Here is a 22,060-nt window from a genome sequence, read left to right as displayed (position 1 = left end):
TAACGGAGCAATTAGACGCAATGAGCGACGGTAACTCGCAATCTAGCCAGGGTTCTTCTGGCAAAACGTGGTTGGGTAGAATAACCCAAATGCTGCAAGGGGAACCCCAGAATAGAGAAGAGCTGGTCGAAGTGATTGCCGATGCGCAAGAACGAGACGTAATCGATCCAGAAACAAAAGAAATGATTGAAGGTGTGCTTAGTGTATCTGAGCTTAAAGTGCGAGACATAATGATCCCGCGCTCACAAATGGTCACTCTTGAGATCGACAGCCCGCTTGAAGAGCTAATACCCATGATGGTTGACTCAACTCACTCACGCTTCCCTGTGGTGATTGAAGACAAAGATCACGTAGAAGGTTTTTTACTTGCTAAAGATTTGCTGCCGCTTATCTTAAATAAAGACGAGCATTTACCTTCAATACGCGATTACTTACGCCCTGCCATGGTCGTACCTGAGAGCAAACGTGTTGACACTCTGCTTAATGAATTTCGTCAGCAACGCTATCATATGGCTGTCGTTATTGATGAATACGGCGGTGTATCGGGACTCGTTACAATTGAAGATATTCTTGAAACCATTGTTGGGGAAATAGAAGACGAGCACGACGAAGAAGAAGAACAACAAGATATTCGTCAACTTGCAAAACACGTTCATGTTGTTCAGGCCTTAACGCCAGTAGATGACTTTAACGAGCACTTCAGTACAGGGTATAGCACAGAAGAAGCCGACACTATTGGTGGCACCGTTTTACATGCATTTGGCCATATGCCTAGCCGTGGTGAAACAATAGATATAGATGGTTACCAATTTAAAGTAACCAATGCCGACAATCGTCGTATCTTGCAACTGCAAGTCACCGTTCCTAAGGCTGATGACACCGACAGTGAAGAAACTGCTAACTAGACTGACCCTATTAGCAAAAGATATAAAATCATGGCTCGCATTTATTGCGGGCCTTATTTTAACTTTTAGCTACTCCCCTTTTGAAATTTGGCCAATTGCATTTATTAGTATTGCAGCTGTCATTTTTTGTATTAATCCAAACAATACCGGAAAAGCCCATGCGAAGAATGCCGCTAAATATGGTTTTATATTTGGTTTAAGCTGGTTTGGTGCAGGTATTAGTTGGGTACATGTGTCTATAGCTACCTTTGGCGGTATGCCGCTTGTAGCCTCTTTTTCGTTAATGGCACTATTGTGCGGCTACTTAGCGCTTTATCCCGCCTTAGCGTTCTACTTAACAACTCGTTTTGCCACCAGCCCAAATAGCTTTGGTTTGCTGCTTATTAGCTTTTTTGCTCTTAGTGAATATTTACGGGGGGTGGTCCTTACCGGGTTTCCGTGGTTAAGTTTTGGGTATACCCAAACCGATGGACCATTAAATATACTGGCTCCTTACATTGGTGAATTTGGACTGACTTTAGTATGTATTGCCATTGGCTTTGCACTGTACCGGATAACACAAAAAGACATAAAGACCCCGCTGGTTACGCTTACTGTATTTACTGTTTTGTGTATTGGTTCGCGTGCAACAAACACCGTTGAGTACTCAGGTAAGTCAATGTCGACTTTACTAGTACAAGGCAATATAAAGCAGCACCTTCGCTTTGAGCCTAGCGAGTTTTGGACCACCATGAGCAAATACCAAGATATGACTCGCCCACATTGGGATGCTGATTTAATTGTTTGGCCTGAAGCCGCAGTTCCAGAAATAGAAGCCCTTGCCGACAGCTACTTAGCTGGGCTAGATAGCGCAGCCTCATTTAATGAAACCGCCCTTATTACGGGCATTGTTGACTACCAAATCGATACTAAAACCATATTTAATACACTTATAGTGCTGGGTAACAAAGAGCGCGGCGACGAGCACGGCCATTATGAGTACCTAGGTAAAAATCGCTATCAAAAACACCAGTTACTGCCGATTGGTGAATTTGTACCGTTTCAAGATATTCTGCGCCCAATCGCACCTTTGTTTGATTTACCTATGTCGTCGTTTACGCGTGGCGACAGAATACAAAACAACTTGCGCGCCAATGGCTTTAACCTGCTCCCTGCTATTTGCTTCGAAATAGTATTTGCCGATTTAGTACGTGGCAATTATAAAACTAACTCAGACATATTATTTACTGTAAGTAACGACGCGTGGTTTGGTCAATCAATTGGGCCATTGCAACACATGCAGATTGCCCGCATGCGTGCCCTTGAGTTACAACGCCCGCTGGTACGTGTTACCAACAACGGTGTAAGCGCCGTATACGACCCGCTAAGCAATACACAACAAACCATGCCACAGTTTGAAGCAGCAGTATTAAAAGCCGATGTAAAATTGATACAAGGTAATAGCGTGTATAGCCAATATGGCAATGTGTTTGTATGGGGAATTGTGACGTTATTGGGGATTGGTGGGACTCTAATGCGATTTAAAAACTAAAAGGTACTCAATATTTATGGGTCAAATTAGAGAATAAGCTTGTGTGAACAATTCATATTTAATTTTATTTACATTGAGTTACATATTATAAATTTATGTGTTTCAGTCTTATTTCATATTAGTTAGTATCAATATACTAATAATAATTAAAATATTTATGAAAAAAGTAATAAGCATAGCAACCTTAGTCATATTATTGTTTGGCTGCGCTAATTCAGCTAAAAGTGACCTATCAAGACTAAAAAGTAATCCCGCCTGCTGTACCAACTTAAGCGACATTGCATTTGCAACACAGCAAATAAACAAGCTGACCTCTTTTGATTTGAAAAACCAGCCTATTAGAATTTTTAATGAAGCCAAAAGCCCATTCATTGCAATTGAAAAACCAAATAATAGCCGCTTCGCTCAAGTTTTTAGTTACGCCAATGGCGCATTTGTTCAAACAGCAACGCTTGTTTACCCTGAGTTAATACTGTTAGATAAATCAAAGCAGGTTATAAAACACCTTAAACCTTATGAGGCGTGGGAAAATGGTTTACCAACAACATTAGATTTAGCTGGTAACCTATATTACAAAACTCAATTTACTCTACCAGAGGAAGCCAAATACTTAATTTTTTATACTGATAGCAGTTTGAATAATAAAAAAACAACAATCAATTGGCGCTCACAAGTTGGTGGAAGTGAATATAGGCAACTTACCCTTACATCGTTCGCTAAAATTGGTATCAAATTACTTTAATTTTCAGGAGTTTTTATGAGATATATTTTTACCATTATTATCCTTGTCATATTAAGTGGATGTAAATCCTCACCAAACTACATGAATACGGGACAACTAAAAGCAAATTATCAGGTACTTGGATTTGGCGGTTTTTATGTTGAAGAAGATCTCACTTATTTTGAAAAACAATTAAAAAACCATTATAAAGCGCCAATAAAAAAAGCACTTGAAGCGCGTGGTTTTAAAGTAGTAGACGCCAGCGAAGTTTATACGGTATTTAATCAATTATTAGATAACGCTGAGAACTTATACGACCCGCTTACAGGACAAGCAAATGAAAACCTACGTAATGAACTCTGGAAAGAAGCGCTTGCCACTACAAAAACAAACCTCGGTGTAAATGCTTTTGTGTTTGCAGGTGTTGATACTGTACGCGCACATTTTACAAACAGTATTTTATTAGGCCACGTAGCCAAGTGGTATGGCCAAGAAGAGTCTTACCTTGAAGGTGGTGCCGATGGGGGTGATATATTCGTATCGTTATTTCAAAACGAACAAGGTTATGTGCCAGGAAGCAGAGTGTATATCAGAATTAGAGATGAGAAAGACACACTCTTAACTATGGGCTCTGGAGGTATTGAGTTAGTGGCACAATTTAACAGTGATGAAGAAATTATTGTGAAAGATGCCGATAAATTATTTAAAGACCCTGCAAAATTGGATAGTGCATTACAGTTCGCATTAAAAACAATCGACACTTGGAAGACGAAAAAATGATTAAACACATGGTTGTCATCATCGTTTTACTAAATTTAGTCGGTTGCAAACTATTTCAATACAATAGCGACCCTAAAGTGATAGCGAATGGAATTACAATCGCTAAACCGGCAACACATAGTAACCTAGCCTATATATGGTTACCAACAGCCAATACCGGTAACAAAGCACTCTATAGAGAAGCATTTGATAATAACGTAATTAACTTTTCAAAAAAATATAACTTAACTAACCTAAACCCTAAAGTTCAACCCATGTTTGATAACTTTATTATTGAACAAGGCGGTGCTTTTAACACAAAAACAGGCAAACTCGAATCAGAACGAGTGCAAGCAGCTATACAATTTACGTTTAACAGCATTAAGCAAACGTATCCAAATATTGGCAATTTGCTGGTTATCCACCCAAAAGAAAATTCAATTAAAATAGTAGATGGCACTGCAACTTGGAGTGGTGTTGAGCAGCACGTATTGACAAGGTCAAGAGACTCAGTCGAATTCAGGCCTGCAATTAGTATCGCCTTACAATATTATAATGACGTTGAAAAAAATAATTTTCATGAGGTTGGCCTAGATCTACATGCCCCTGACTTAACTGATAACGATAAATATGAGCAAATACTTAAGCATATTTTAACTCCTATTGTCTTGTTAAATACAAAAGTAAAATAGTCTTCGATCGTCCAATAATTAACTAAAACTTTAGCTAGTTATTGGACTTTAATTTATAGTTTTTATCGATTCTCAATTACAACTGATTGTTGAAGTAATTTTCTCAATCCATAATACCAGCTAAGTGCTGCAACGGTACCGTGTGTTTCGTTTTCAAAGTAACGCTGTTTTACTGTTAATTTTTTACTTGGGTGATTCCTTAATTTATCTGCAAACGCCAATCCCCACTGATAATTTGTTTTACCTATATCACCAAATGCTGTTGCGTTATTCGCAAAGGTAAAATACACATTCCCTGCCATCTCTTTATTTTCAAGTTGATTATTTTTAAAGTAACGGTTTAAATAATTATTATCCCAAATGTATGTAGCATCAATTATTAAGTAATCTGTAAATAATGTGTGATTAGTCAAAAGTACGTAACTTGCAAATAAGCCACCAAAAGACTCACCAATTAATACCCGCTTATTTGATGTTCGGTAGTTTTTATTAATATGTGGAATAAGTTCTTTTTCAAAAAATGCACTGTAATTTACTGCATTACCACTATTTTCAAATTTTTCTAATAATTTTCCGTTAAACGTCCAATCAACATTGGTAGGAGTAAAGTCGCGCTCTCTTATTGCGTTTTGGCTGTTAGGAATAGCTACAATAATAGCTTGCTGTATTTGTTGCTCTAAACGCTCTGTACTTAGCGCTTCTACCAGCCCTGCAACTGCTTTTAAATGCGTGCTATCACCATCGAGTAAGTAAATTACAGGGTATGTTTCATTAGCGTTTTGACTATAACTAGGTGGTAAGTAAACGCTGTAAAATCGCCTCTCTTTTAAAATTCGAGACTCAATATGATCATTTTGTGCTAGTAAAACCGACTCGGAAGCACTTGCACTGATTGCAAAAAATAAGGTGATGATCGTCAACATTAAAAACTTCACTAGCGTTCCTATAACTATTAGTTATTTAGCTTTTACGGTTTCTTCTACTGTTTCTATATTCACAATTTGCTTTACGCTACCTTGTATAACCACAGTCGCTGATATTTTATCTTGAATGGCTTGCCTGTTTGGGTCCCAATACACTTGTAAAAAGCCTAGCAACCCAGTGGCAAAACCTGCGCCGTAACCACCGTAGCGGCCAAAGCAATCAAGCAAACCAAGTGGTTCGCCATTTAAGGCAACAACACGTATATTGCACACCTTCTTACCGGGAGTTTGGCCACGCCAAAGTAATGAAAATAGCGTAAAATAAACAGCAGCCCACCCAAAACCTAAGCCTAAGTCTTGAATAATACCTTTGCCCCACTGCAAAATACTGTTTGTAGTTGTTTGCGCAGGTTTTTCTTCTATTAACTGTGCAGGCTTTATTTCGTTATTTTCACTGAGCACTAATAATTGTAAAAGCGCTCTAGCAAGTTGTGGGCTTTGAAGGTCGTCCATTTCTGCTAACTTGGGTACTTGCCCTATCAAATTATCAAGCGCATTTTGTTGGCAAGACTGCTCACAGCTCTCGTCTACTACTTCAATTAAATAGGCATTTACACGGTGTTTTTCTGACTCAGTAAGCTGTATTTCGTCTTCTATTTTTACACCTTGAATAACTGAGGCGATTTCACTGTTATCGTCTTCTAAGTAGTCTATGCCAATTGAAAGCACTGCAAGAGCGCTTACAAATAAAATACTCGCCGCCATTATTTTTAATATTCTTCGCCATACACTCGACATTTTAGGAAGGTATTGCTGCGCAGTGCCTTTATAAAAAGCCATAGCAGCAACAAACGCAATTAAGGTGGCGCTAAGCTTTGCAGCTACAAATATTAGGGCAACATCTATTACTATTGCTAAAGCTCGTTTAAGAGGTGTTGCTAGAGGTATGCCTAACAGAGCGTTATCAACCTTAAATGCATAAGGGGTAATGACTTCTCTAGTTTCGGTTTTAGATAATTCTAATTGTTCTATTTCTTTTGCTTTCATTTTAATTCTTGTTATTAAAATAGGTAACGCGTTTAACTTACGCGCTTTTTATTTTTTGCTCAAGCTAATTCAAACAAGCGCTATTTACTGTGAGGTGCCTTCATGGTGAAGGTAAAAGGGTGAGCGAGACGCAGAAGCTTTACTCGATTTTTATTTAGTCCACTAGGTTACAAACTTTGCGCAGTGACTAAAAACCCTCGATTTAACAATTTTTTATCCTTAAAAGCCAGCAAGGCCTGCGCGTTATTAATAAATTAGTTTAGGTTAAGTGAACAATTTATATATGTGATCGTATTAGTTAATCAAAGCCTTTAGGAGCAACCCCAATGACCACTAAACAATTAGCCTCTCTTTTTATATTTAATACTTTGCTGCTAAGCGCAGAGGTTAACGCCAATCAGCGTTGGTACGTTGTAAACGATTCGGTCATGGGGGGCGTGTCTAATAGCCAAGTAAGCCATACAAAAGAGGCATTGGTATTTGAAGGTAATGTATCGCTTAAAAATAACGGAGGGTTTGCTTCTATCCGCACTGAGCTCAACACACAGGGCCAAAACGCAAATACTATTAATTTACGTGTTAAAGGTGACGGTCAAACGTATCAACTAAGGCTGCGTACATCCAACTACCTTGATGGACCTGCGTATACACACTCATTTAAAACAATAGAAAATGAATGGACTAACATTAATTTTACCCCAAGCGATTTTACGCTTACTTTTCGTGGTCGTACGCTAACCCAGCAACCAGTGATTGATTTTAGTGATATTAGACAACTTGGTTTTATGATTGCAGGAAAACAGGCGGGAAAATTTAAGCTTGAAATAGCACACATTGAATTTGCAGATTAGCAAATTAACACGTTATGCTCACTTTTAATCGGTTAAAAGTGAGCATGCACGGTAAGTTTACGACTCTATTGCAAGCAGTTCTACTTCAAAAATAAGCAGTGATGCAGGTGGAATGCTCCCTACCCGCTTTTCGCCATAAGCCAATTGGTGCGGTATATAAAACTGAAATTTGTCTCCCGGGCTCATTAACTGCAATCCCTCGGTCCACCCTTTAATAACTTGGTGTAAACCAAAGCTAATAGGTGACTTGCGCTCTACTGAGCTATCAAACACAGTGCCGTTTATGAGTGTACCGTGGTAATGCACATTGACCATACTTGTTGGGCTAGGTGTGTTGCTGTTTTCTCCTTTGTGCAATACTTTATATTGCAGGCCGGATGCAGTTTCTAATACACCATCTACTTTAGAGTTTGCCACTAAATAGTCGCTTTCAATTTGCGCATTAGCAATCGCCTGTTGTTTGGCTTTTTTACTATTTTTAAATATTAAAACGCACAAAATAGCGATCACAACCGCCAAAATAATATTGATCATAATTAGTTTTTCTCGTCTTCTAGTTTTTCGTTTTCTAGCTCGTCATCCGCATCGTCTTCGTTATCGCCATTAACAATATCGGCAATCTCTTTTAAACGCGCAAGTGCGATGCCGTTTACTGAACTTTCAGGGTATACATCGTCGATGAGTTCGCCCGCTTCAATATCCATCAGTAAGTTTAGCGCCTGATCGACCGTCTCTACTGCGTAAATATTAAATTTGCCTTGATCTACCGCATTGAGTATTTCGTCGTCTAAAACCAAATTAACTTGGTTTGACTTAGGAATAATGACGCCTTGCTCACCCGTTAAGCCGCGCATTTTACACAACTTAAAAAAGCCTTCTATCTTCTCGTTTACACCACCAATAGCTTGTACATCACCATGTTGGTTTATAGAGCCGGTAAGCGCAATTGATTGGCTTATTGGTAAGCTTGTAATAGCCGAAATTAACGCGCAAAGCTCAGCCAACGAGGCGCTATCGCCGTCTATGTAGCCATAGCTTTGTTCTATTGCAATGTTTGCGCTGAGCGTAAGGCTAAACTGCTGGGCATATTTATTACCTAAATAACCGGTAAGTAACATCACGCCTTTAGAGTGAATGGCTTTACCCAGTTCCGCTTCACGCTCTACGTCTATTACGCCATCAGCGCCGGCGTATACAGTGGCAGTAATTCGCGCCGGTGTACCAAACGACGTATCACCAATGTGCAGTACCGTTAAGCCATTTACCTTACCAATGGCTTGTCCGGTTGTAGCAATTAACGTATGACCTTCTTTGATATCACTAAGCATATTTTCACTAATTTGACCGGTGCGGTATTGCTTACCCTCAATGGCTTCATCAATATGATGCGCATCAATAACCGTTAGCTTATCTTGTTTCGCGTAATAACTTGCCTCAGCCACCAGCTCTAACACATCAGCAAAACGCGCTGAGAGCTTATTATGATGCTCAGCTTGGCGATAACTAAATTTAAGCAATCTCACCATAGCGGCTTGCGTTGTAGTGCACTTAAGCGTTTTTTCGCAGTACTCTGTCACTTTAGTAATAAACTGATACTGTAACTTATCACTGCTTGGTAAGTAGTAATCAAAATCAGCTAGTACTCTGAATAGCTCTGCGAATTCTTCATCGTATTCACCTATGGTGTAATACAAATCGCGCGAGCCTAATAAAATAATTTTTACATCAAGTGGGATCAATTGCGGGCGAAGCGTAAAGCTCGTGCCTACTGTACTATCTTGATATGGTAAGTCATTTTTAATTTGGTGCATTTTCAGCGATAACTTTAGCCCATCCCACACTTGCGGGTTAGCCATTACTTTTTCAGCATCCATTATCAAATAACCGCCATTTGCACGGTGTAATGCACCGGGCTGAATTGAGCGGTAGCTGGTGATTAGTGTACCTTGTGAAGTGGCATACTCTATTTTGCCAAATAAATTACCAAAGGTAGGGTTAGGCTCGTACACCACAGGGGCTGCATCGTCTTCTTTAAACTCGACTAAAATATTGGGGGCAAAAAAGTCAGTGAGCATGCCTTTACGATCAAAGTCTTCTTTATTTTCTTCGTTTTCGTCTTCATCGTCTAGCCATTCAAGTACAGCATCTATAATTTCTACACGTATGTCTTTTAAATAGCGAAGCACGCCAATATGTGTGGCGTATTTATGTTCTAAATCTTTTAACAGTGGTTTAGTTGCTTGCTCAGCGGTCGACTTTTTAAGGTTGCGGAGTTTTTCTTTAGATTCACGTTTCCAACGCGGCAACTCTATCAGTGCTTCAATTAACGCATCTTCTAGTTTTTCTATTTTCTCAAAAAACGCTTCGCGAAGTTCATCTTCAAGTTCTGCAAACTCGCTATCACTCAACTGCTTGCCATCTATAAGTGGCGCAAAGCCCACTGAGCTTTTTTCTTCAACAAGTGCAACACTTTGCTCAAGCGCAGCCACTTCAACGGCGGTAATTGCGCTGTCGTAAGCATCATTGAATTCACGATCAATTGATTTTTTCTTACGCTGATAAGCAGGGTTATCAAATGCGGCTGGAAACGTGTCGAGCACTTCGTCTAAAAAAGAGTCTATATCGTCACTCAATTGCTTGCTTTGCCCTGCCTGCATAAACAATGCTATTGGCTCGCGATGGTCGTCGTAGTTATTAACATACAACCATTCGTTTGGGGTTACTCGGCCTTTGGCATGTTGTTTTAGTTTGTCCTTTACGAGTGTGTAACGCCCATGTGCGGCTTCGCCCATAACGTAAACGTTATAACCAGGTAATTCCATCCCCAGCGAAAAGTCGAGCGCACTTTGTGCACGTTGTTGCCCAATAAAATTGAGTTGCTCTGGGTAGGGATTATTCATGCACGTCAGTACGTGATTAGCAGAAATACTAGGTGCAAGCGTTGATACAGGTAGTGGCAGCAGTTTTTTCGTCATTCTAACTTCTTTTTGTACCAGCATAATCGCTGGCTTTGGGCGTATTAAGTGGCCTGCACCCACTTAATACATATGCTTAAGGGTGCAGCGCCTTACGACTAAAATAGATTCCATCACACTCAATACACGGTAAAATTTGTGTGGCGTGATAAACATCATAACTATGAGTGCAATTCTTACATACTAATGTGCCCATGGCTATCCATTCGCCTGCGTGATACACCCCATTGTGCTTAAAATCTTGGTTTAGAGATTGCCATTCCAGCTGAGTTTTGTCTTCTATATGTGAAAGTTCAAACCATAAAGACTCTTTAAGTTCTTGCCATGCAAGCGAGTTGTAGTGGGAGTCGTTCTCGCTAAGGTGCTCTATATCGCGCTTTAGGTAATTGCGGTAAAGCTGATACTTTTCTTCACCTAAATTTTTAAGTGCTTGCTCTGATTCAACAAAACGAGTTACCGCATCTTTTACCTCGTGATCTTTTATGTCTTTTAGCCACGCGCTTAAATCACTAAGCCATGCTTTATAATCTGCCATTATGTACTCCTTCAAAATTGCTAATAAACGAGTTGGGTTGACGCAATATTTATGAATTTTTACTCAGGCCACTAGGTAACATTTTATAATGTGATTAGAAAACCCTAAACTGAGCAAATTTCAATCTACACAGGTCAACACGCCTGACGTTTAACATAGATAAGTATAGGTTAACCTGACATGAAGGTTACAATTTAGAAAAACGGTGTTTTTGACGCTGTGAATAGTGCTTTATTTGGGTTATCCTATCGGCAATTTTTTATTAGTTTGCAAGAAGTCTGGAATCGTAGATGCAAGAGCAATATAACCCGCAAGATATAGAGTCAAAAGTACAAAGCTACTGGGAAGAAAACCAAGTATTTAAAGTCACTGAAGATGAGAGCAAAGAAAAATATTACTGTCTTTCTATGTTCCCTTACCCGAGTGGTCGACTGCATATGGGTCATGTGCGTAACTACACCATTGGTGATGTTGTTTCTCGTTTCCAGCGCCTGCAAGGCAAAAACGTAATGCAACCTATGGGTTGGGATGCGTTTGGTTTACCAGCAGAAAACGCCGCTATTAAAAATAAAACAGCGCCTGCAAAGTGGACTTACGAAAACATTGATTACATGCGTAACCAGCTCAAGCAATTAGGTTTTGGTTACGATTGGGATCGTGAAATTGCAACGTGTCACCCAGAGTACTATAAGTGGGAGCAGTGGTTTTTTACTAAGCTTTACGAAAAAGGCTTAGTGTACAAAAAAATGTCGACCGTAAACTGGGATCCGGTTGATCAAACTGTACTTGCTAACGAACAAGTTATTGACGGTCGCGGTTGGCGCTCTGGCGCTGTGGTTGAGCAAAAAGAAATTCCACAGTGGTTTATTAAGATTACCGACTACGCACAAGAGCTTTTAGACGATTTAGACAAATTAGAAGACTGGCCTGAGCAAGTTAAAACCATGCAGCGCAATTGGATTGGCCGCTCTGAAGGTTTAGACATTGAATTTACGCGTACCGATAACAACGAAAAGTTTAGCGTATACACCACTCGCCCAGATACTTTCATGGGTGTTACTTATCTCGCCGTTGCCGGTGGCCACCCTATTGCCCAAGAAGCAGCTAAAAACAGCGATGCGATTGCAATGTTTGTTGAAGAATGCAAAAACACCAAAGTAGCCGAAGCAGATATGGCAACAATGGAGAAAAAAGGCATTGCAACAGGCTTTTACGCAACTCACCCATTAACAGGCGAGCAAGTGCCTATTTGGGTGGCTAACTTTGTGCTTATGCATTACGGCTCAGGCGCGGTAATGGCAGTACCTGCCCACGACCAACGTGACTTTGAGTTTGCAAATGCATACGGCCTAGATATTAAACAAGTTATTGCGCCTGTTGAAGGCTCGGACTTTGAAGTAAACCTAGCGCAAGAAGCATTCACCGAAAAAGGTGTATTAGTAAACTCTGGCGAATTTGACGGATTAGACTTTTCAGCAGCGTTTAATGCAATTGCCGACAAACTAGAAGCACTAGGCGTGGGTGAGCGTAAAGTAAACTTCCGTTTACGTGACTGGGGTGTTAGCCGCCAACGTTATTGGGGCTCTCCAATTCCAATGCTGAGCGACGAAAACGGCAACGAGCTTGCTGCAACAGAAGATATGTTACCAGTTCGCTTACCAGAAGACGTGGTAATGAATGGTGTAACATCACCAATAAAAGCAGACCCTGAGTGGGCTAAAACCACAGTAAACGGCGTACCTGCTACTCACGAAACTGACACCTTCGATACTTTTATGGAATCGTCTTGGTATTACGCACGTTACTGTAGCCCGCGTTACGACGAAGGCATGTTAGACCCAGCAGCCGCTAACTATTGGTTACCTGTAAACCAATACATAGGTGGTATTGAACACGCAATTTTACACTTATTGTACTCACGCTTTTTCCATAAACTATTACGTGACTTTGGTTTAGTAAATTCAGACGAGCCATTTGACCGCTTACTATGTCAAGGCATGGTATTGGCTGAAACGTTCTATCGTAAAGATGAGAAAGGTGGTGATATTTGGATTTCACCAAGCGATGTAGAAACAGAAACTGACGAAAAAGGTCGAGTTACTAAAGCATGGCACAAGGAAGATGGCGAACCAGTATTTTCTTCAGGCATGAGCAAAATGTCTAAGTCTAAAAATAACGGTATAGACCCACAACAAGTAATTGCACAATACGGTGCTGATACAGTGCGTTTATTCATGATGTTTACTGCACCACCAGAACAAACACTTGAATGGTCAGATTCTGGTGTTGAAGGCGCACACCGATTCTTAAAACGTGTATGGAAATACGCAGTAGACGTGAAAGCGGCAGGTTACCAAGCACTTGAAAAGTCTGCGCTTACTAACCCACAAAAAGTACTTCGTCGCGAATTACACAAAGCCATTGCAAAGGTAAGCGATGATGTTGAACGTCGTCAAACGTTTAACACGGCGATTGCTGCCATCATGGAGCTGTCTAATAAGTTAATTAAAGCGCCACTTAACGATGCACAAGACATTGCCATTGCAAATGAGGCACTTGAAGCGTTAATTATTATGCTTGCCCCTATTACGCCGCATTTATCTCATAAGTTGTGGGAAGAACTAGGTAAAGACGGTGATATTTTAGATGCAGCATGGCCAATAGTTGACGAATCAGCCTTGGTTGAAGATGAAAAGCTCATCATCGTTCAAGTAAACGGTAAGCTTCGCGCTAAGCTAACTGTGGCAGCAGATGCAACACAAGAACAAGTAGAAACACTTGCCTTTGCAGAAGCAAACGTAACTAAATTTACTGATGGTAAGACCATTCGTAAGATCATTTACGTGCCAGGTAAACTACTTAACGTGGTTGCTAACTAATATGGCTGTATTTAAGGCCATTAAAAACGGACTAGCCTTAGCGCTAGTCTGTTTTTTGTTATCTAGTTGTGGGTTTCACTTAAAGCAAGCGTCAAGCCTGCCTGATAATCTAAAACTCATTACGCTTATTGGTGATGACGAAAAATCAGCTTTATTTGAACAGCTACAAAAAGAGCTGTTAGCAAGTGAAGTTGAACTTACCTCTTCATCTAAAAACGTAGCGCAGCTGTATTTACGTAAAGAAACCATAGAACGCCAAACGTTGTCGTTATTTAAAAATGGCCAGGTTGCTGAATACGAACTTGCCTATGGCGTTTCATATGTTCTAAAACACCCCAATAAAGATGCTATAGAAAAACGCTTTGAGCTTTATAGAAACTATCAAGACGACCCCGATAACGCACTTGCCAAAGCCAAAGAGCTAGAGCTGCTAATTAACGAAATTCGTAAGCAAGCAAGTCGCCGTATTGTTAGAGAGCTGTCGCAACTGTAATGCGCTGTTACGCTAATCAATTACCTAACGAGTTAAACAAAGGCTTAAAACCTTTTTACCTAGTTTTTGGTGAAGAGCCTTTTCAAGAAGCACAGTGTGTTCAGCTAATACGCGATACCGCCAAAGCACAAGGCTTTGATGAAGTCATTAAATTTACTTTAATGCAAGGATTTGATTGGCAAGAAATAATAGCGCAATATCAAAGTATGTCATTATTTAGTGCACGCACTATTATTGAGTTTGATCTAAACCAGCAAAAGCCCGGTGTAATTGGTAGTAATACCTTTAAGCGTGTCGTTGAGCTTGTTAACCCCGACACGATATTAATTATTAAAGGTGCAAAAGCGAGCCAAGAAGTACAACGCGGTGCCTGGTTTAAAGCGCTCGACAAACAAGGTGTATTTGTAACTTGTTACCCACTGACTGGCTCGCACGTAAAACGATGGCTTGATGAGCAATGTCAACGCTTGGCTCTTAACATGCAAAATGATGCCAAATTAAGCCTTATCAATGCTACAGAAGGTAACCTTCTAGCGTGTTTTCAGGAACTTGAAAAGCTCTCCTTACTGCATGGCAACGCACTTATTACCCAGCAATTGGTTATGCAAGGGCTATTAAATCAAGCCAAATTTGATATTTTTGATTTAAGCGATGCCTTATTAAATGGTCATGCCAAGCAAGCCATTAAAGTTTTGAACAAACTAGCCAGTGACAACACTGAAGTTGTGAGTATATTGTGGGCGATTACAAAAGAGCTCAACACCTTGATGAATGTGCAATTGGGATTGTTAAATGGTGAGCCAATCGCCAGCTTATTTAAACAAAATGCCATTTGGAAAAATCAGCAAGGGCCGGTGCAAAATGCCGTTAATCGCCTAAATATTACTGTACTTGAGCAAATTAATAGTGACATTGCTTTATTTGATGCAAGCTATAAACAAGGCAACTTAATTGCTCCTTATCAGGCACTCGCACATATTTGTATTAAGTTTTGTCAACCGCTCGATATTCCTATGCCGTGTCACAGCCTTAATTAGTTGCTTAACCTGTTGGACAAAAAAATGATTGCTATTTTTGGTGGCACCTTCGACCCCGTTCATCTAGGCCATATTAATATGGCTCAGCAATGTGTAAGCGCATTTAATTTAAGCACATTGTATTTTATGCCCTGCGCACTACCTGCCCACAAAGCGGCACCAGGTATAAGCACAGAACATCGTGTTAATATGCTCAATGCGGCGATTAAACCGTACCCTCATTTTGCACTCGATTTAAGAGAGCTAGATCGTTCAGGCCCATCATACTCATTACTTAGCCTGCAAGAACTGCGTAAAGAGTACCCAAGTACACCTATTTTATTTTTGATTGGAATGGATTCATTTAATTCACTAAATAAGTGGTTTGAATGGCAAACAATTACTGAGCTTTGCCATATTGTGGTATATCAACGACCAGCGCAGAGTTGTCAGGTAACAGGTGAGCTTAAACACTACATGCAGCATGCCCTCGTGGAGGACCCCGCTCTTATTACAGAGCATTTAGGTGGTAAACTTTACTTTTTACCGGGTAAAATGCTTGATGCAGCTTCTAGTTCTATTCGTGATGATCTTAAAAAAAGTAACAAAAAGAATGAACTATTACCCGATGCCGTGAGTCATTACATACAAATGCATCAGCTATATCAAATTGATGCTTAAAAATGCCTAGCGTGTTAAAATACGCGCCATTAAATTTTTAAATTGAGACAAAACCTTGGATTCAAAACAACTACTCGCCTTTGCAATGGATAAAATTGACGATATGAAAGCGCGTGACATCGTTGACATAGACGTAACTGATAAATCAGACATTACCGATTACATGGTAATTTGTACTGGCACGTCTAAACGCCACGTTCAATCAATCGCCGACCACTTAGCAAAAGAAGCACGTCATGCAGATTCAGAGCCATTAGGGTATGAAGGCGAAAATGACGGCGAATGGGCACTGGTTGATTTAGGCGATGTGGTTGTACACGTGATGCAAACTGAAGCACGTAGCTATTACGATCTAGAAAAACTGTGGGGCTAACCACCCACTTGTTAAAAGCAACGCTTGGAAGTTATTCGTGAAAATACAAATGATTGCTGTTGGTACAAAAATGCCAGCGTGGGTAGAAACGGGATTTGCTGAATACCAGCGCCGTTTCCCCAAAGATATGGCTTTAGAGCTAATTGAAATACCCGCCGGTAAACGTGGCAAAAATGCCGATATAAAGCGTATTTTACATATTGAAGGCGAAAAAACATTAGCCGCTATTCCTAAAGGCAATCGTATTGTTACGCTAGAAGTCACTGGCAAAGCGCTAGATACTCACCAACTTGCTAAAAACATGGAAAAATGGCAACTCGATGGCCGCGATGTAAGTTTACTTATTGGCGGCCCAGAAGGACTTGCTCCAGAATGCATTGCTGCATCGGAGCAAAAATGGTCGTTATCGAACCTAACATTACCACACCCTTTGGTGCGAATTATTGTTGCAGAAAGCCTATATAGGGGCTGGAGCTTAAATAACAATCATCCCTATCATCGCGAGTAACGCCTTGCTATGCTAAAACAAAGACCCACTATTCGCGATCACTCCGCAGAAGCAAATTTGTTTGCACGGCGTGCATTTGTGGGTTTTGTTTTTGTATTAGGGTTAGTAGCTGTTTTAATTACTAATCTTTACAACATTCAGGTAAAAGATCACCAAGATTATCAAACTCGCTCCAACGACAACCGTATAAAAGTTATTCCTATTGCACCTAATCGCGGTCTAATTTACGACCGAAACGGTGTACTGCTTGCTGAGAACAAACCCGTTTATAATCTCGAGGTGATCCCCGAGGAGGTTGATAACCTTGAAAAATCACTAGAGCAAGTAAGCCAACTAATCACGATTACAGAACAAGAAAAACAAGATTTTTTAAAAGATATAAAAAACACGCGCCGTTTTAAATCGCAAGTACTTAAAGCGCGCCTTGATGAAGCCGATGTTGCTACATTTTCGGTTAACCAGCATAAATTCCCCGGGTTTAGTATCGAAGCCCGTTTAGCACGTTATTACCCATTCGGCGACACGCTTACTCATGCCCTAGGTTATGTTGCAAAGCTAAACCGAAAAGAGCTGAACAAGCTCGAACAAGAAGGCCAAGCCACAAACTATCGTGCAACCCACGATATTGGCAAACTCGGTATTGAAAAATACTACGAGCAACTTTTACATGGTCAAGTCGGTTCGCAACGTGTAGAAGTTAATAACCGTGGTCGTGTTATCCGCACCCTGAGTATGCTTCCCCCGCAGCCAGGTAGTGATTTAGTGTTAACGCTCGATATCGGCCTGCAACAAATAGCCCAACATGCACTCAAAGACATGCGCGGTGCGGTTGTCGTAATGGATGCAAAAGATGGCGGTATACTTGCGCTATATTCGAACCCAAGCTACGACCCCAATTTATTTGTACACGGTATTAGCAGTAAAAATTATAAGGCACTTCTTAACCCAGATCGCCCACTCATTAATAGGGCTACCCAAGGCCGATACGCACCAGCATCCACCATTAAACCGCATATGGCTATTTTAGCACTTGAAGAAAACATGGTGACGGAAGGGACAACCATGTGGGATCCGGGCTTTTTTGAAATACGAAACGTAGAGCACAAATGGCGTGACTGGAAACGTTGGGGGCATGGCCATGTGGATGTATACAAAGCCATTGAAGAGTCGTGCGATACGTACTTTTACGATACCGCGTACCGATTAGGCATTACAAAAATTAGTAATTTTATGGCGCATTTTGGTTTTGGCGACCTATCGGGTATAGATATACACGAAGAAACCACCGCTATATTGCCTTCAAAAGAATGGAAAGAAAACAGGTTTAAAGAGTCTTGGTGGCCTGGCGATACAATTTCTGTAGGCATTGGCCAAGGGTATTGGACCGCAACACCGATTCAAATTGCTAATGCAACTAACATACTTGTTAACAAAGGGGTTAACCACCCTCCTCACTTAGCGCAAGTGGCTAAAAAAGAGGACGATGTGACGCAAATAAATAATGAAGAAAAGCCACCTGTAGTACTGAACAATCCTGACAATTGGCGTATAGCCATAGATGCTATGCATAATACCGTAACTAAAGTCACAGGCACCGCCCACAAAGCGTTTAAGGGCGTAAACTACGACCCTGCAGGTAAAACGGGCACGGCACAAGTTGTGAGCATTGCACAAGGTGAAAAGTACGATGCAGAATCACTTAAAGAGCGACAACGCGATAATGCCATTTATGTGGGGTTTGCCCCTTACAATAATCCTCAAATAGTTGTGTCTATTGTTGTTGAAAATAATGGTGGTGGCAGCACGGTTGGCGCACCTATTGCCAGGCAGTTAATGGATTATTACTTTGCAGCTAACCCTGTTGAACTGGCAAGGAATAACACCCTATGACCGCCCTGCATGACAAGCGCTCTATTTGGATGCGCATGCATTTAGACTTGCCTTTACTTATTGCCATTTTACTTATGATGGCTGGAAGCATCACGGTTGTGTACAGCGCAAGTGGCCAAGAGTCAGCGATGATGATAAGACACATGACGCGGATGGGTGTGGCCATCATTGCCATGGTAGTACTTGCACAAATTCCTCCTGCGACACTGAAAAGGCTCACTATACCGATGTACTGCGTTGGGTTATTAATGCTGGTTGGTGTGTTGTTATTTGGTGTGAGCTCTAAAGGCGCGCAACGTTGGCTTGATTTAGGGTTAACTCGTTTTCAGCCCTCAGAATTAATGAAGCTTGCAGTACCTATGATGGTGGCTTGGTATATTGGCCGTAAACATTTACCACCACGACCACTACACTTAATTTTCGGCTTTGCGATTGTAATGCTGCCTACATTATTAATTAAAGAGCAACCAGACTTAGGAACATCAATACTGATTGCAAGCTCTGGCATATTTGTACTTTTTTTATCAGGGTTGAGCTGGCGATTAATTAGCTTTTTAAGTGCAGCAGTTGCATTAGCAGCATGGCCATTTTGGCAGTACGGCATGCATGCTTATCAACGACAACGCGTACTGACATTTTTAGATCCGGAGAGCGACCCTCTTGGCTCGGGTTATCATATTATTCAATCTAAAATAGCCATTGGTTCTGGCGGTGTCGAAGGTAAAGGCTGGTTGCAAGGTACACAGTCACAACTTGAGTTTTTACCTGAACGGCATACCGATTTTATTTTTTCGGTATTAAGTGAGGAGTTTGGCTTATTTGGTGTCTGCGTTTTACTTAGCTTGTATTTGTTTATAATTGGCCGCAGCTTATATATTGCAGTAAATGCACAAGACGCTTTTGGAAAGCTGTTAGCTGGCGCACTGACTTTAACTTTTTTTGTTTATATATTTGTAAATATTGGCATGGTATCGGGACTACTACCTGTTGTTGGTGTGCCCTTACCCCTGATAAGTTATGGTGGCACATCGATGATTACGCTAATGGCCGGCTTTGGTATTATTATGTCGATTGCGACAGACAAAAGGATGCTTTTAAAATAATGCAACGTTACGCTCAGACTCTAATAATCATCTTAATCACTATCACTGTCAGTGCCTGTAGTAGTGGTTCGAGTGGGCGTTACCATATGCGCCATGATTCAGCCCCACTTAGAGCACCCACAGCGCTTGAAATGCAGGATGCTATTGTTACTGAGGTGCAAAAAAGTGCTAGTGCTTCTCGCCCCTACGAGGTGCTAGGTAAACGTTATACCCCAATGCTTGACGAAACGGATTTCAAAGAAGAAGGCATTGCATCGTGGTACGGCAGAAAGTTTCACGGTTATCACACTTCAAACGGTGAAATATACGATATGTTTGCCATGACTGCGGCGCATAAAACATTACCTTTACCTAGTTTTGTTCGTGTTACAAACACGCAAAATGGCAAGTCAGTAATTGTACGCGTAAACGACCGTGGGCCTTTTCATGATGACAGAATTATTGACCTGTCATATGCGGCCGCATATAAGCTAGGCTACTATACTCACGGTACAGCAAAGGTTAAGCTTGAGGCGGTTACGCTTTCGAATTCTGCTGCTAATAAAACGTATATTCAAGTAGCTGCAGGCAGTACATTGGCAAATATTGAAGCCCTTGCACAACGCTTACGCCAACAATATAAATTACCAACAAACATTGTAAAAAAAGACACTATTTACAGATTGCATTTGGGGCCAATACAAAACGCCCAACATGCAGAAAAAGTATTAAAAAAATTAAAACAAAATCAATTTCAAAACGCGTTCTTGCTTTACACTCAGTAAGACAAATACCCAAACCAGCCTAACCACACTCGCATCTCGGGGGTGTTTGGGTATAGAATGGCGTGACGCGAATTTTTAACTTTAACCATTAATGAGTATGATGAAATCAATTAAACATAAAATCCTCAAAGGTGTATGTGGCTTAGTTTGTTCAGCCGCCGTATTTTCAGCCAGCGCCCAAATTATTCCGGCACCACCTCAAGTTAATGCAAAGGGTTATTTTTTAGTAGACTTTACAACAGGTAAGGTTATTGCTGAAGGCGAAGCCGATACTAAACTTGCGCCAGCAAGTTTAACTAAAATGATGACCAGTTATGTAATTGGTACAGAAATTAAAGTTGGTAACATAGCCCCTACCGACATGGTTACAATTAGCGAAAAAGCATGGGCTAAAAACTTCCCAGAGTCTTCAAAAATGTTTATCGAAGTGGGTAAGCAAATTAGTGTTGATGAGCTCAATCATGGCATTATTATTCAATCAGGGAATGACGCCTGTGTTGCTATGTCTGAGCACATAGCAGGCAGTGAAAGTGCTTTTGCCGACTTAATGAATGCTCACGCTGCTAAACTAGGTATGACTAACAGCCACTTTATTAATAGCCATGGCCTTGATACAGATGAGCACTATACTACACCACGTGATATGGCCACGCTAAGCGCCGCACTTATCAGAGATGTACCTGAAGAGTATGCTATTTATAAAGAAAAATCATACACCTACAATGGTATTAAGCAATACAACCGTAACTCACTATTATGGGATGAGAGCTTAGACGTAGATGGTATAAAAACAGGCCACACATCTGAAGCTGGCTACAGCTTAGTTACATCAGCCACTAAAAATGGCATGCGTTTAATTGCTGTTGTTATGGGCACCTCAAGCGAGCGTGCACGTAAAGTAGAAAGCAAAAAACTACTTAACTACGGCTTTCGCTTTTTTGAAACAATTACACCTTACAAAGCGGGCGACAGCTTTGCAGAGCAGCGCATTTGGATGGGTAACAAAGAAAATGTATCGTTAGGTATTTTAGAAGACACACCTATCACTATTCCACGTGGTCAGCATAAAAATCTAAAAGCTAACTTTGAGCTAGACAACACCCTTGAAGCACCATTAGCTAAAGGCACTAAAGTAGGCACTTTATTCTTGCAACTAGAAGGGGAAGACATTGCGCAATACCCACTAGTAACACTTGAAGAAGTGGAAGAAGGCAGCTTCTTTAGTAAAATTTATGACTACTTGCGTTTACAGATCATGCAATAACTTGTAAATGACTAAGTATATATAATTTAAGCGCCTCCATTGTGGGGCGTTTTTTTTTGCTTGAAAAATGCTAGAATGCGCCCCATATATGCATCACTGCTAAACGCCTATCTGTATTAAGCTTCGTGCTTTACATAGAGTTCACACTTT

At 40.7% G+C, this 22,060-nt stretch carries 21 protein-coding genes; 16 read left to right on the top strand and 5 right to left on the bottom strand.

Annotated elements, in window-relative coordinates; translation table 11 throughout:
- Nucleotides 1–20 precede the first annotated feature (20 nt).
- The 5 genes from corC to ATS72_RS01125 all read left to right on the top strand — a co-directional run bounded on the left by corC (nt 21) and on the right by ATS72_RS01125 (nt 4,608).
- The gene (gene corC, locus ATS72_RS01145; protein WP_006793412.1) at nt 21–905 is read left to right on the top strand and encodes a CNNM family magnesium/cobalt transport protein CorC; all 885 of its coding nucleotides are present in this window, start codon (nt 21–23) and stop codon (nt 903–905) included.
- Entirely contained in the window at nt 886–2,436 is a 1,551-nt protein-coding gene (gene lnt, locus ATS72_RS01140) for an apolipoprotein N-acyltransferase (protein ID WP_058428621.1), read from the top strand. Before corC ends, lnt begins: the two co-directional genes overlap by 20 nt.
- A gap of 157 nt (nt 2,437–2,593) precedes the next feature.
- On the top strand, nt 2,594–3,178 hold the full coding sequence (locus tag ATS72_RS01135) for a MalM family protein (RefSeq protein WP_039036654.1): 585 nt from the start codon (nt 2,594–2,596) through the stop codon (nt 3,176–3,178).
- Between the two features lie 15 nt (nt 3,179–3,193).
- Nucleotides 3,194–3,937: a hypothetical protein gene (locus tag ATS72_RS01130; protein WP_235420593.1), complete on the top strand. Its 744-nt coding sequence runs from the start codon at nt 3,194–3,196 to the stop codon at nt 3,935–3,937.
- The gene (locus ATS72_RS01125) at nt 3,934–4,608 is read left to right on the top strand and encodes a hypothetical protein (protein ID WP_058428620.1); all 675 of its coding nucleotides are present in this window, start codon (nt 3,934–3,936) and stop codon (nt 4,606–4,608) included. The genes ATS72_RS01130 and ATS72_RS01125 overlap by 4 nt, the downstream gene beginning before the upstream one ends.
- A gap of 62 nt (nt 4,609–4,670) precedes the next feature.
- Here the strand turns inward: ATS72_RS01125 and ATS72_RS01120 are convergent, their stop codons facing one another.
- Together ATS72_RS01120 and ATS72_RS01115 are read right to left on the bottom strand one after the other, a co-directional pair.
- The gene (locus ATS72_RS01120) at nt 4,671–5,531 is read right to left on the bottom strand and encodes an alpha/beta hydrolase (protein ID WP_425320030.1); all 861 of its coding nucleotides are present in this window, start codon (nt 5,529–5,531) and stop codon (nt 4,671–4,673) included.
- A gap of 33 nt (nt 5,532–5,564) precedes the next feature.
- Nucleotides 5,565–6,578 carry an RDD family protein gene (locus ATS72_RS01115; protein ID WP_058428618.1) on the bottom strand — a complete coding sequence of 338 codons (1,014 nt, stop codon included), beginning with the start codon at nt 6,576–6,578 and terminating at the stop codon, nt 5,565–5,567.
- Nucleotides 6,579–6,904: 326 nt separating this feature from the next.
- Between ATS72_RS01115 and ATS72_RS01110 the strand changes: the two genes are divergently transcribed.
- A complete protein-coding gene (locus ATS72_RS01110) occupies nt 6,905–7,429 on the top strand; it encodes a CIA30 family protein (RefSeq protein WP_058428617.1) in 525 nt (174 codons plus the stop codon).
- 57 nt (nt 7,430–7,486) lie between these two features.
- Here the strand turns inward: ATS72_RS01110 and ATS72_RS01105 are convergent, their stop codons facing one another.
- The 3 genes from ATS72_RS01105 to ATS72_RS01095 form a co-directional block, all read right to left on the bottom strand.
- A complete protein-coding gene (locus ATS72_RS01105; RefSeq protein WP_058428616.1) occupies nt 7,487–7,963 on the bottom strand; it encodes an FKBP-type peptidyl-prolyl cis-trans isomerase in 477 nt (158 codons plus the stop codon).
- Nucleotides 7,964–7,965: 2 nt separating this feature from the next.
- Nucleotides 7,966–10,404: a Lon protease family protein gene (locus ATS72_RS01100; RefSeq protein ID WP_235591620.1), complete on the bottom strand. Its 2,439-nt coding sequence runs from the start codon at nt 10,402–10,404 to the stop codon at nt 7,966–7,968.
- A gap of 76 nt (nt 10,405–10,480) precedes the next feature.
- Nucleotides 10,481–10,939, bottom strand: coding sequence for a zinc ribbon-containing protein (locus ATS72_RS01095; protein WP_010555995.1), 459 nt, complete (start codon nt 10,937–10,939; stop codon nt 10,481–10,483).
- Nucleotides 10,940–11,229: 290 nt separating this feature from the next.
- Between ATS72_RS01095 and leuS the strand changes: the two genes are divergently transcribed.
- The 10 genes from leuS to ATS72_RS01045 all read left to right on the top strand — a co-directional run bounded on the left by leuS (nt 11,230) and on the right by ATS72_RS01045 (nt 21,910).
- Nucleotides 11,230–13,818, top strand: a complete 2,589-nt coding sequence (gene leuS / locus ATS72_RS01090) for a leucine--tRNA ligase (protein ID WP_058428615.1) — start codon at nt 11,230–11,232, stop codon at nt 13,816–13,818.
- Nucleotide 13,819: 1 nt separating this feature from the next.
- Complete coding sequence (locus ATS72_RS01085) at nt 13,820–14,311, top strand: LPS-assembly lipoprotein LptE (protein ID WP_006793400.1); 492 nt, start codon at nt 13,820–13,822, stop codon at nt 14,309–14,311.
- On the top strand, nt 14,311–15,348 hold the full coding sequence (gene holA / locus ATS72_RS01080) for a DNA polymerase III subunit delta (RefSeq protein ID WP_058428614.1): 1,038 nt from the start codon (nt 14,311–14,313) through the stop codon (nt 15,346–15,348). Before ATS72_RS01085 ends, holA begins: the two co-directional genes overlap by 1 nt.
- Before the next feature lie 24 nt (nt 15,349–15,372).
- Nucleotides 15,373–16,008 carry a nicotinate-nucleotide adenylyltransferase gene (gene nadD / locus ATS72_RS01075; RefSeq protein WP_058428613.1) on the top strand — a complete coding sequence of 212 codons (636 nt, stop codon included), beginning with the start codon at nt 15,373–15,375 and terminating at the stop codon, nt 16,006–16,008.
- Between the two features lie 55 nt (nt 16,009–16,063).
- Complete coding sequence (gene rsfS, locus ATS72_RS01070) at nt 16,064–16,381, top strand: ribosome silencing factor (protein ID WP_006793397.1); 318 nt, start codon at nt 16,064–16,066, stop codon at nt 16,379–16,381.
- A gap of 37 nt (nt 16,382–16,418) precedes the next feature.
- Complete coding sequence (gene rlmH / locus ATS72_RS01065; RefSeq protein ID WP_002958522.1) at nt 16,419–16,889, top strand: 23S rRNA (pseudouridine(1915)-N(3))-methyltransferase RlmH; 471 nt, start codon at nt 16,419–16,421, stop codon at nt 16,887–16,889.
- Between the two features lie 9 nt (nt 16,890–16,898).
- Entirely contained in the window at nt 16,899–18,779 is a 1,881-nt protein-coding gene (gene mrdA, locus ATS72_RS01060; RefSeq protein WP_058428612.1) for a penicillin-binding protein 2, read from the top strand.
- Complete coding sequence (gene rodA / locus ATS72_RS01055; RefSeq protein ID WP_006793395.1) at nt 18,776–19,882, top strand: rod shape-determining protein RodA; 1,107 nt, start codon at nt 18,776–18,778, stop codon at nt 19,880–19,882. Before mrdA ends, rodA begins: the two co-directional genes overlap by 4 nt.
- Entirely contained in the window at nt 19,882–20,646 is a 765-nt protein-coding gene (locus ATS72_RS01050) for a septal ring lytic transglycosylase RlpA family protein (protein WP_058428611.1), read from the top strand. The genes rodA and ATS72_RS01050 overlap by 1 nt, the downstream gene beginning before the upstream one ends.
- Nucleotides 20,647–20,746: 100 nt before the next feature.
- The gene (locus tag ATS72_RS01045; protein WP_008128128.1) at nt 20,747–21,910 is read left to right on the top strand and encodes a serine hydrolase; all 1,164 of its coding nucleotides are present in this window, start codon (nt 20,747–20,749) and stop codon (nt 21,908–21,910) included.
- The last annotated feature ends 150 nt before the right edge of the window (nt 21,911–22,060 follow it).

Source organism: Pseudoalteromonas sp. 13-15 (assembly GCF_001468205.2).
Lineage (GTDB): Bacteria > Pseudomonadota > Gammaproteobacteria > Enterobacterales > Alteromonadaceae > Pseudoalteromonas > Pseudoalteromonas marina.
The sequence above is the reverse complement of the archived record's forward strand: the minus strand, read 5'-3'. Positions and strand labels throughout refer to the sequence as shown.

Excerpts from the sequence above, each read along its gene's own strand:
- ATS72_RS01050 (WP_058428611.1), top strand. The coding sequence starts at position 19,882 with ATGCAACGTTACGCTCAGACTCTAATAATCATCTTAATCACTATCACT.
- ATS72_RS01100 (WP_235591620.1), bottom strand. The coding sequence starts at position 10,404 with ATGACGAAAAAACTGCTGCCACTACCTGTATCAACGCTTGCACCTAGT.
- ATS72_RS01135 (WP_039036654.1), top strand. The coding sequence starts at position 2,594 with ATGAAAAAAGTAATAAGCATAGCAACCTTAGTCATATTATTGTTTGGC.
- corC (WP_006793412.1), top strand. The coding sequence starts at position 21 with ATGAGCGACGGTAACTCGCAATCTAGCCAGGGTTCTTCTGGCAAAACG.
- ATS72_RS01095 (WP_010555995.1), bottom strand. The coding sequence starts at position 10,939 with ATGGCAGATTATAAAGCATGGCTTAGTGATTTAAGCGCGTGGCTAAAA.
- ATS72_RS01110 (WP_058428617.1), top strand. The coding sequence starts at position 6,905 with ATGACCACTAAACAATTAGCCTCTCTTTTTATATTTAATACTTTGCTG.
- ATS72_RS01120 (WP_425320030.1), bottom strand. The coding sequence starts at position 5,531 with ATGTTGACGATCATCACCTTATTTTTTGCAATCAGTGCAAGTGCTTCC.
- ATS72_RS01125 (WP_058428620.1), top strand. The coding sequence starts at position 3,934 with ATGATTAAACACATGGTTGTCATCATCGTTTTACTAAATTTAGTCGGT.
- ATS72_RS01105 (WP_058428616.1), bottom strand. The coding sequence starts at position 7,963 with ATGATCAATATTATTTTGGCGGTTGTGATCGCTATTTTGTGCGTTTTA.
- ATS72_RS01085 (WP_006793400.1), top strand. The coding sequence starts at position 13,820 with ATGGCTGTATTTAAGGCCATTAAAAACGGACTAGCCTTAGCGCTAGTC.
- nadD (WP_058428613.1), top strand. The coding sequence starts at position 15,373 with ATGATTGCTATTTTTGGTGGCACCTTCGACCCCGTTCATCTAGGCCAT.
- rodA (WP_006793395.1), top strand. The coding sequence starts at position 18,776 with ATGACCGCCCTGCATGACAAGCGCTCTATTTGGATGCGCATGCATTTA.
- ATS72_RS01130 (WP_235420593.1), top strand. The coding sequence starts at position 3,194 with ATGAGATATATTTTTACCATTATTATCCTTGTCATATTAAGTGGATGT.
- leuS (WP_058428615.1), top strand. The coding sequence starts at position 11,230 with ATGCAAGAGCAATATAACCCGCAAGATATAGAGTCAAAAGTACAAAGC.
- ATS72_RS01045 (WP_008128128.1), top strand. The coding sequence starts at position 20,747 with ATGAAATCAATTAAACATAAAATCCTCAAAGGTGTATGTGGCTTAGTT.
- ATS72_RS01115 (WP_058428618.1), bottom strand. The coding sequence starts at position 6,578 with ATGAAAGCAAAAGAAATAGAACAATTAGAATTATCTAAAACCGAAACT.
- holA (WP_058428614.1), top strand. The coding sequence starts at position 14,311 with ATGCGCTGTTACGCTAATCAATTACCTAACGAGTTAAACAAAGGCTTA.
- mrdA (WP_058428612.1), top strand. The coding sequence starts at position 16,899 with ATGCTAAAACAAAGACCCACTATTCGCGATCACTCCGCAGAAGCAAAT.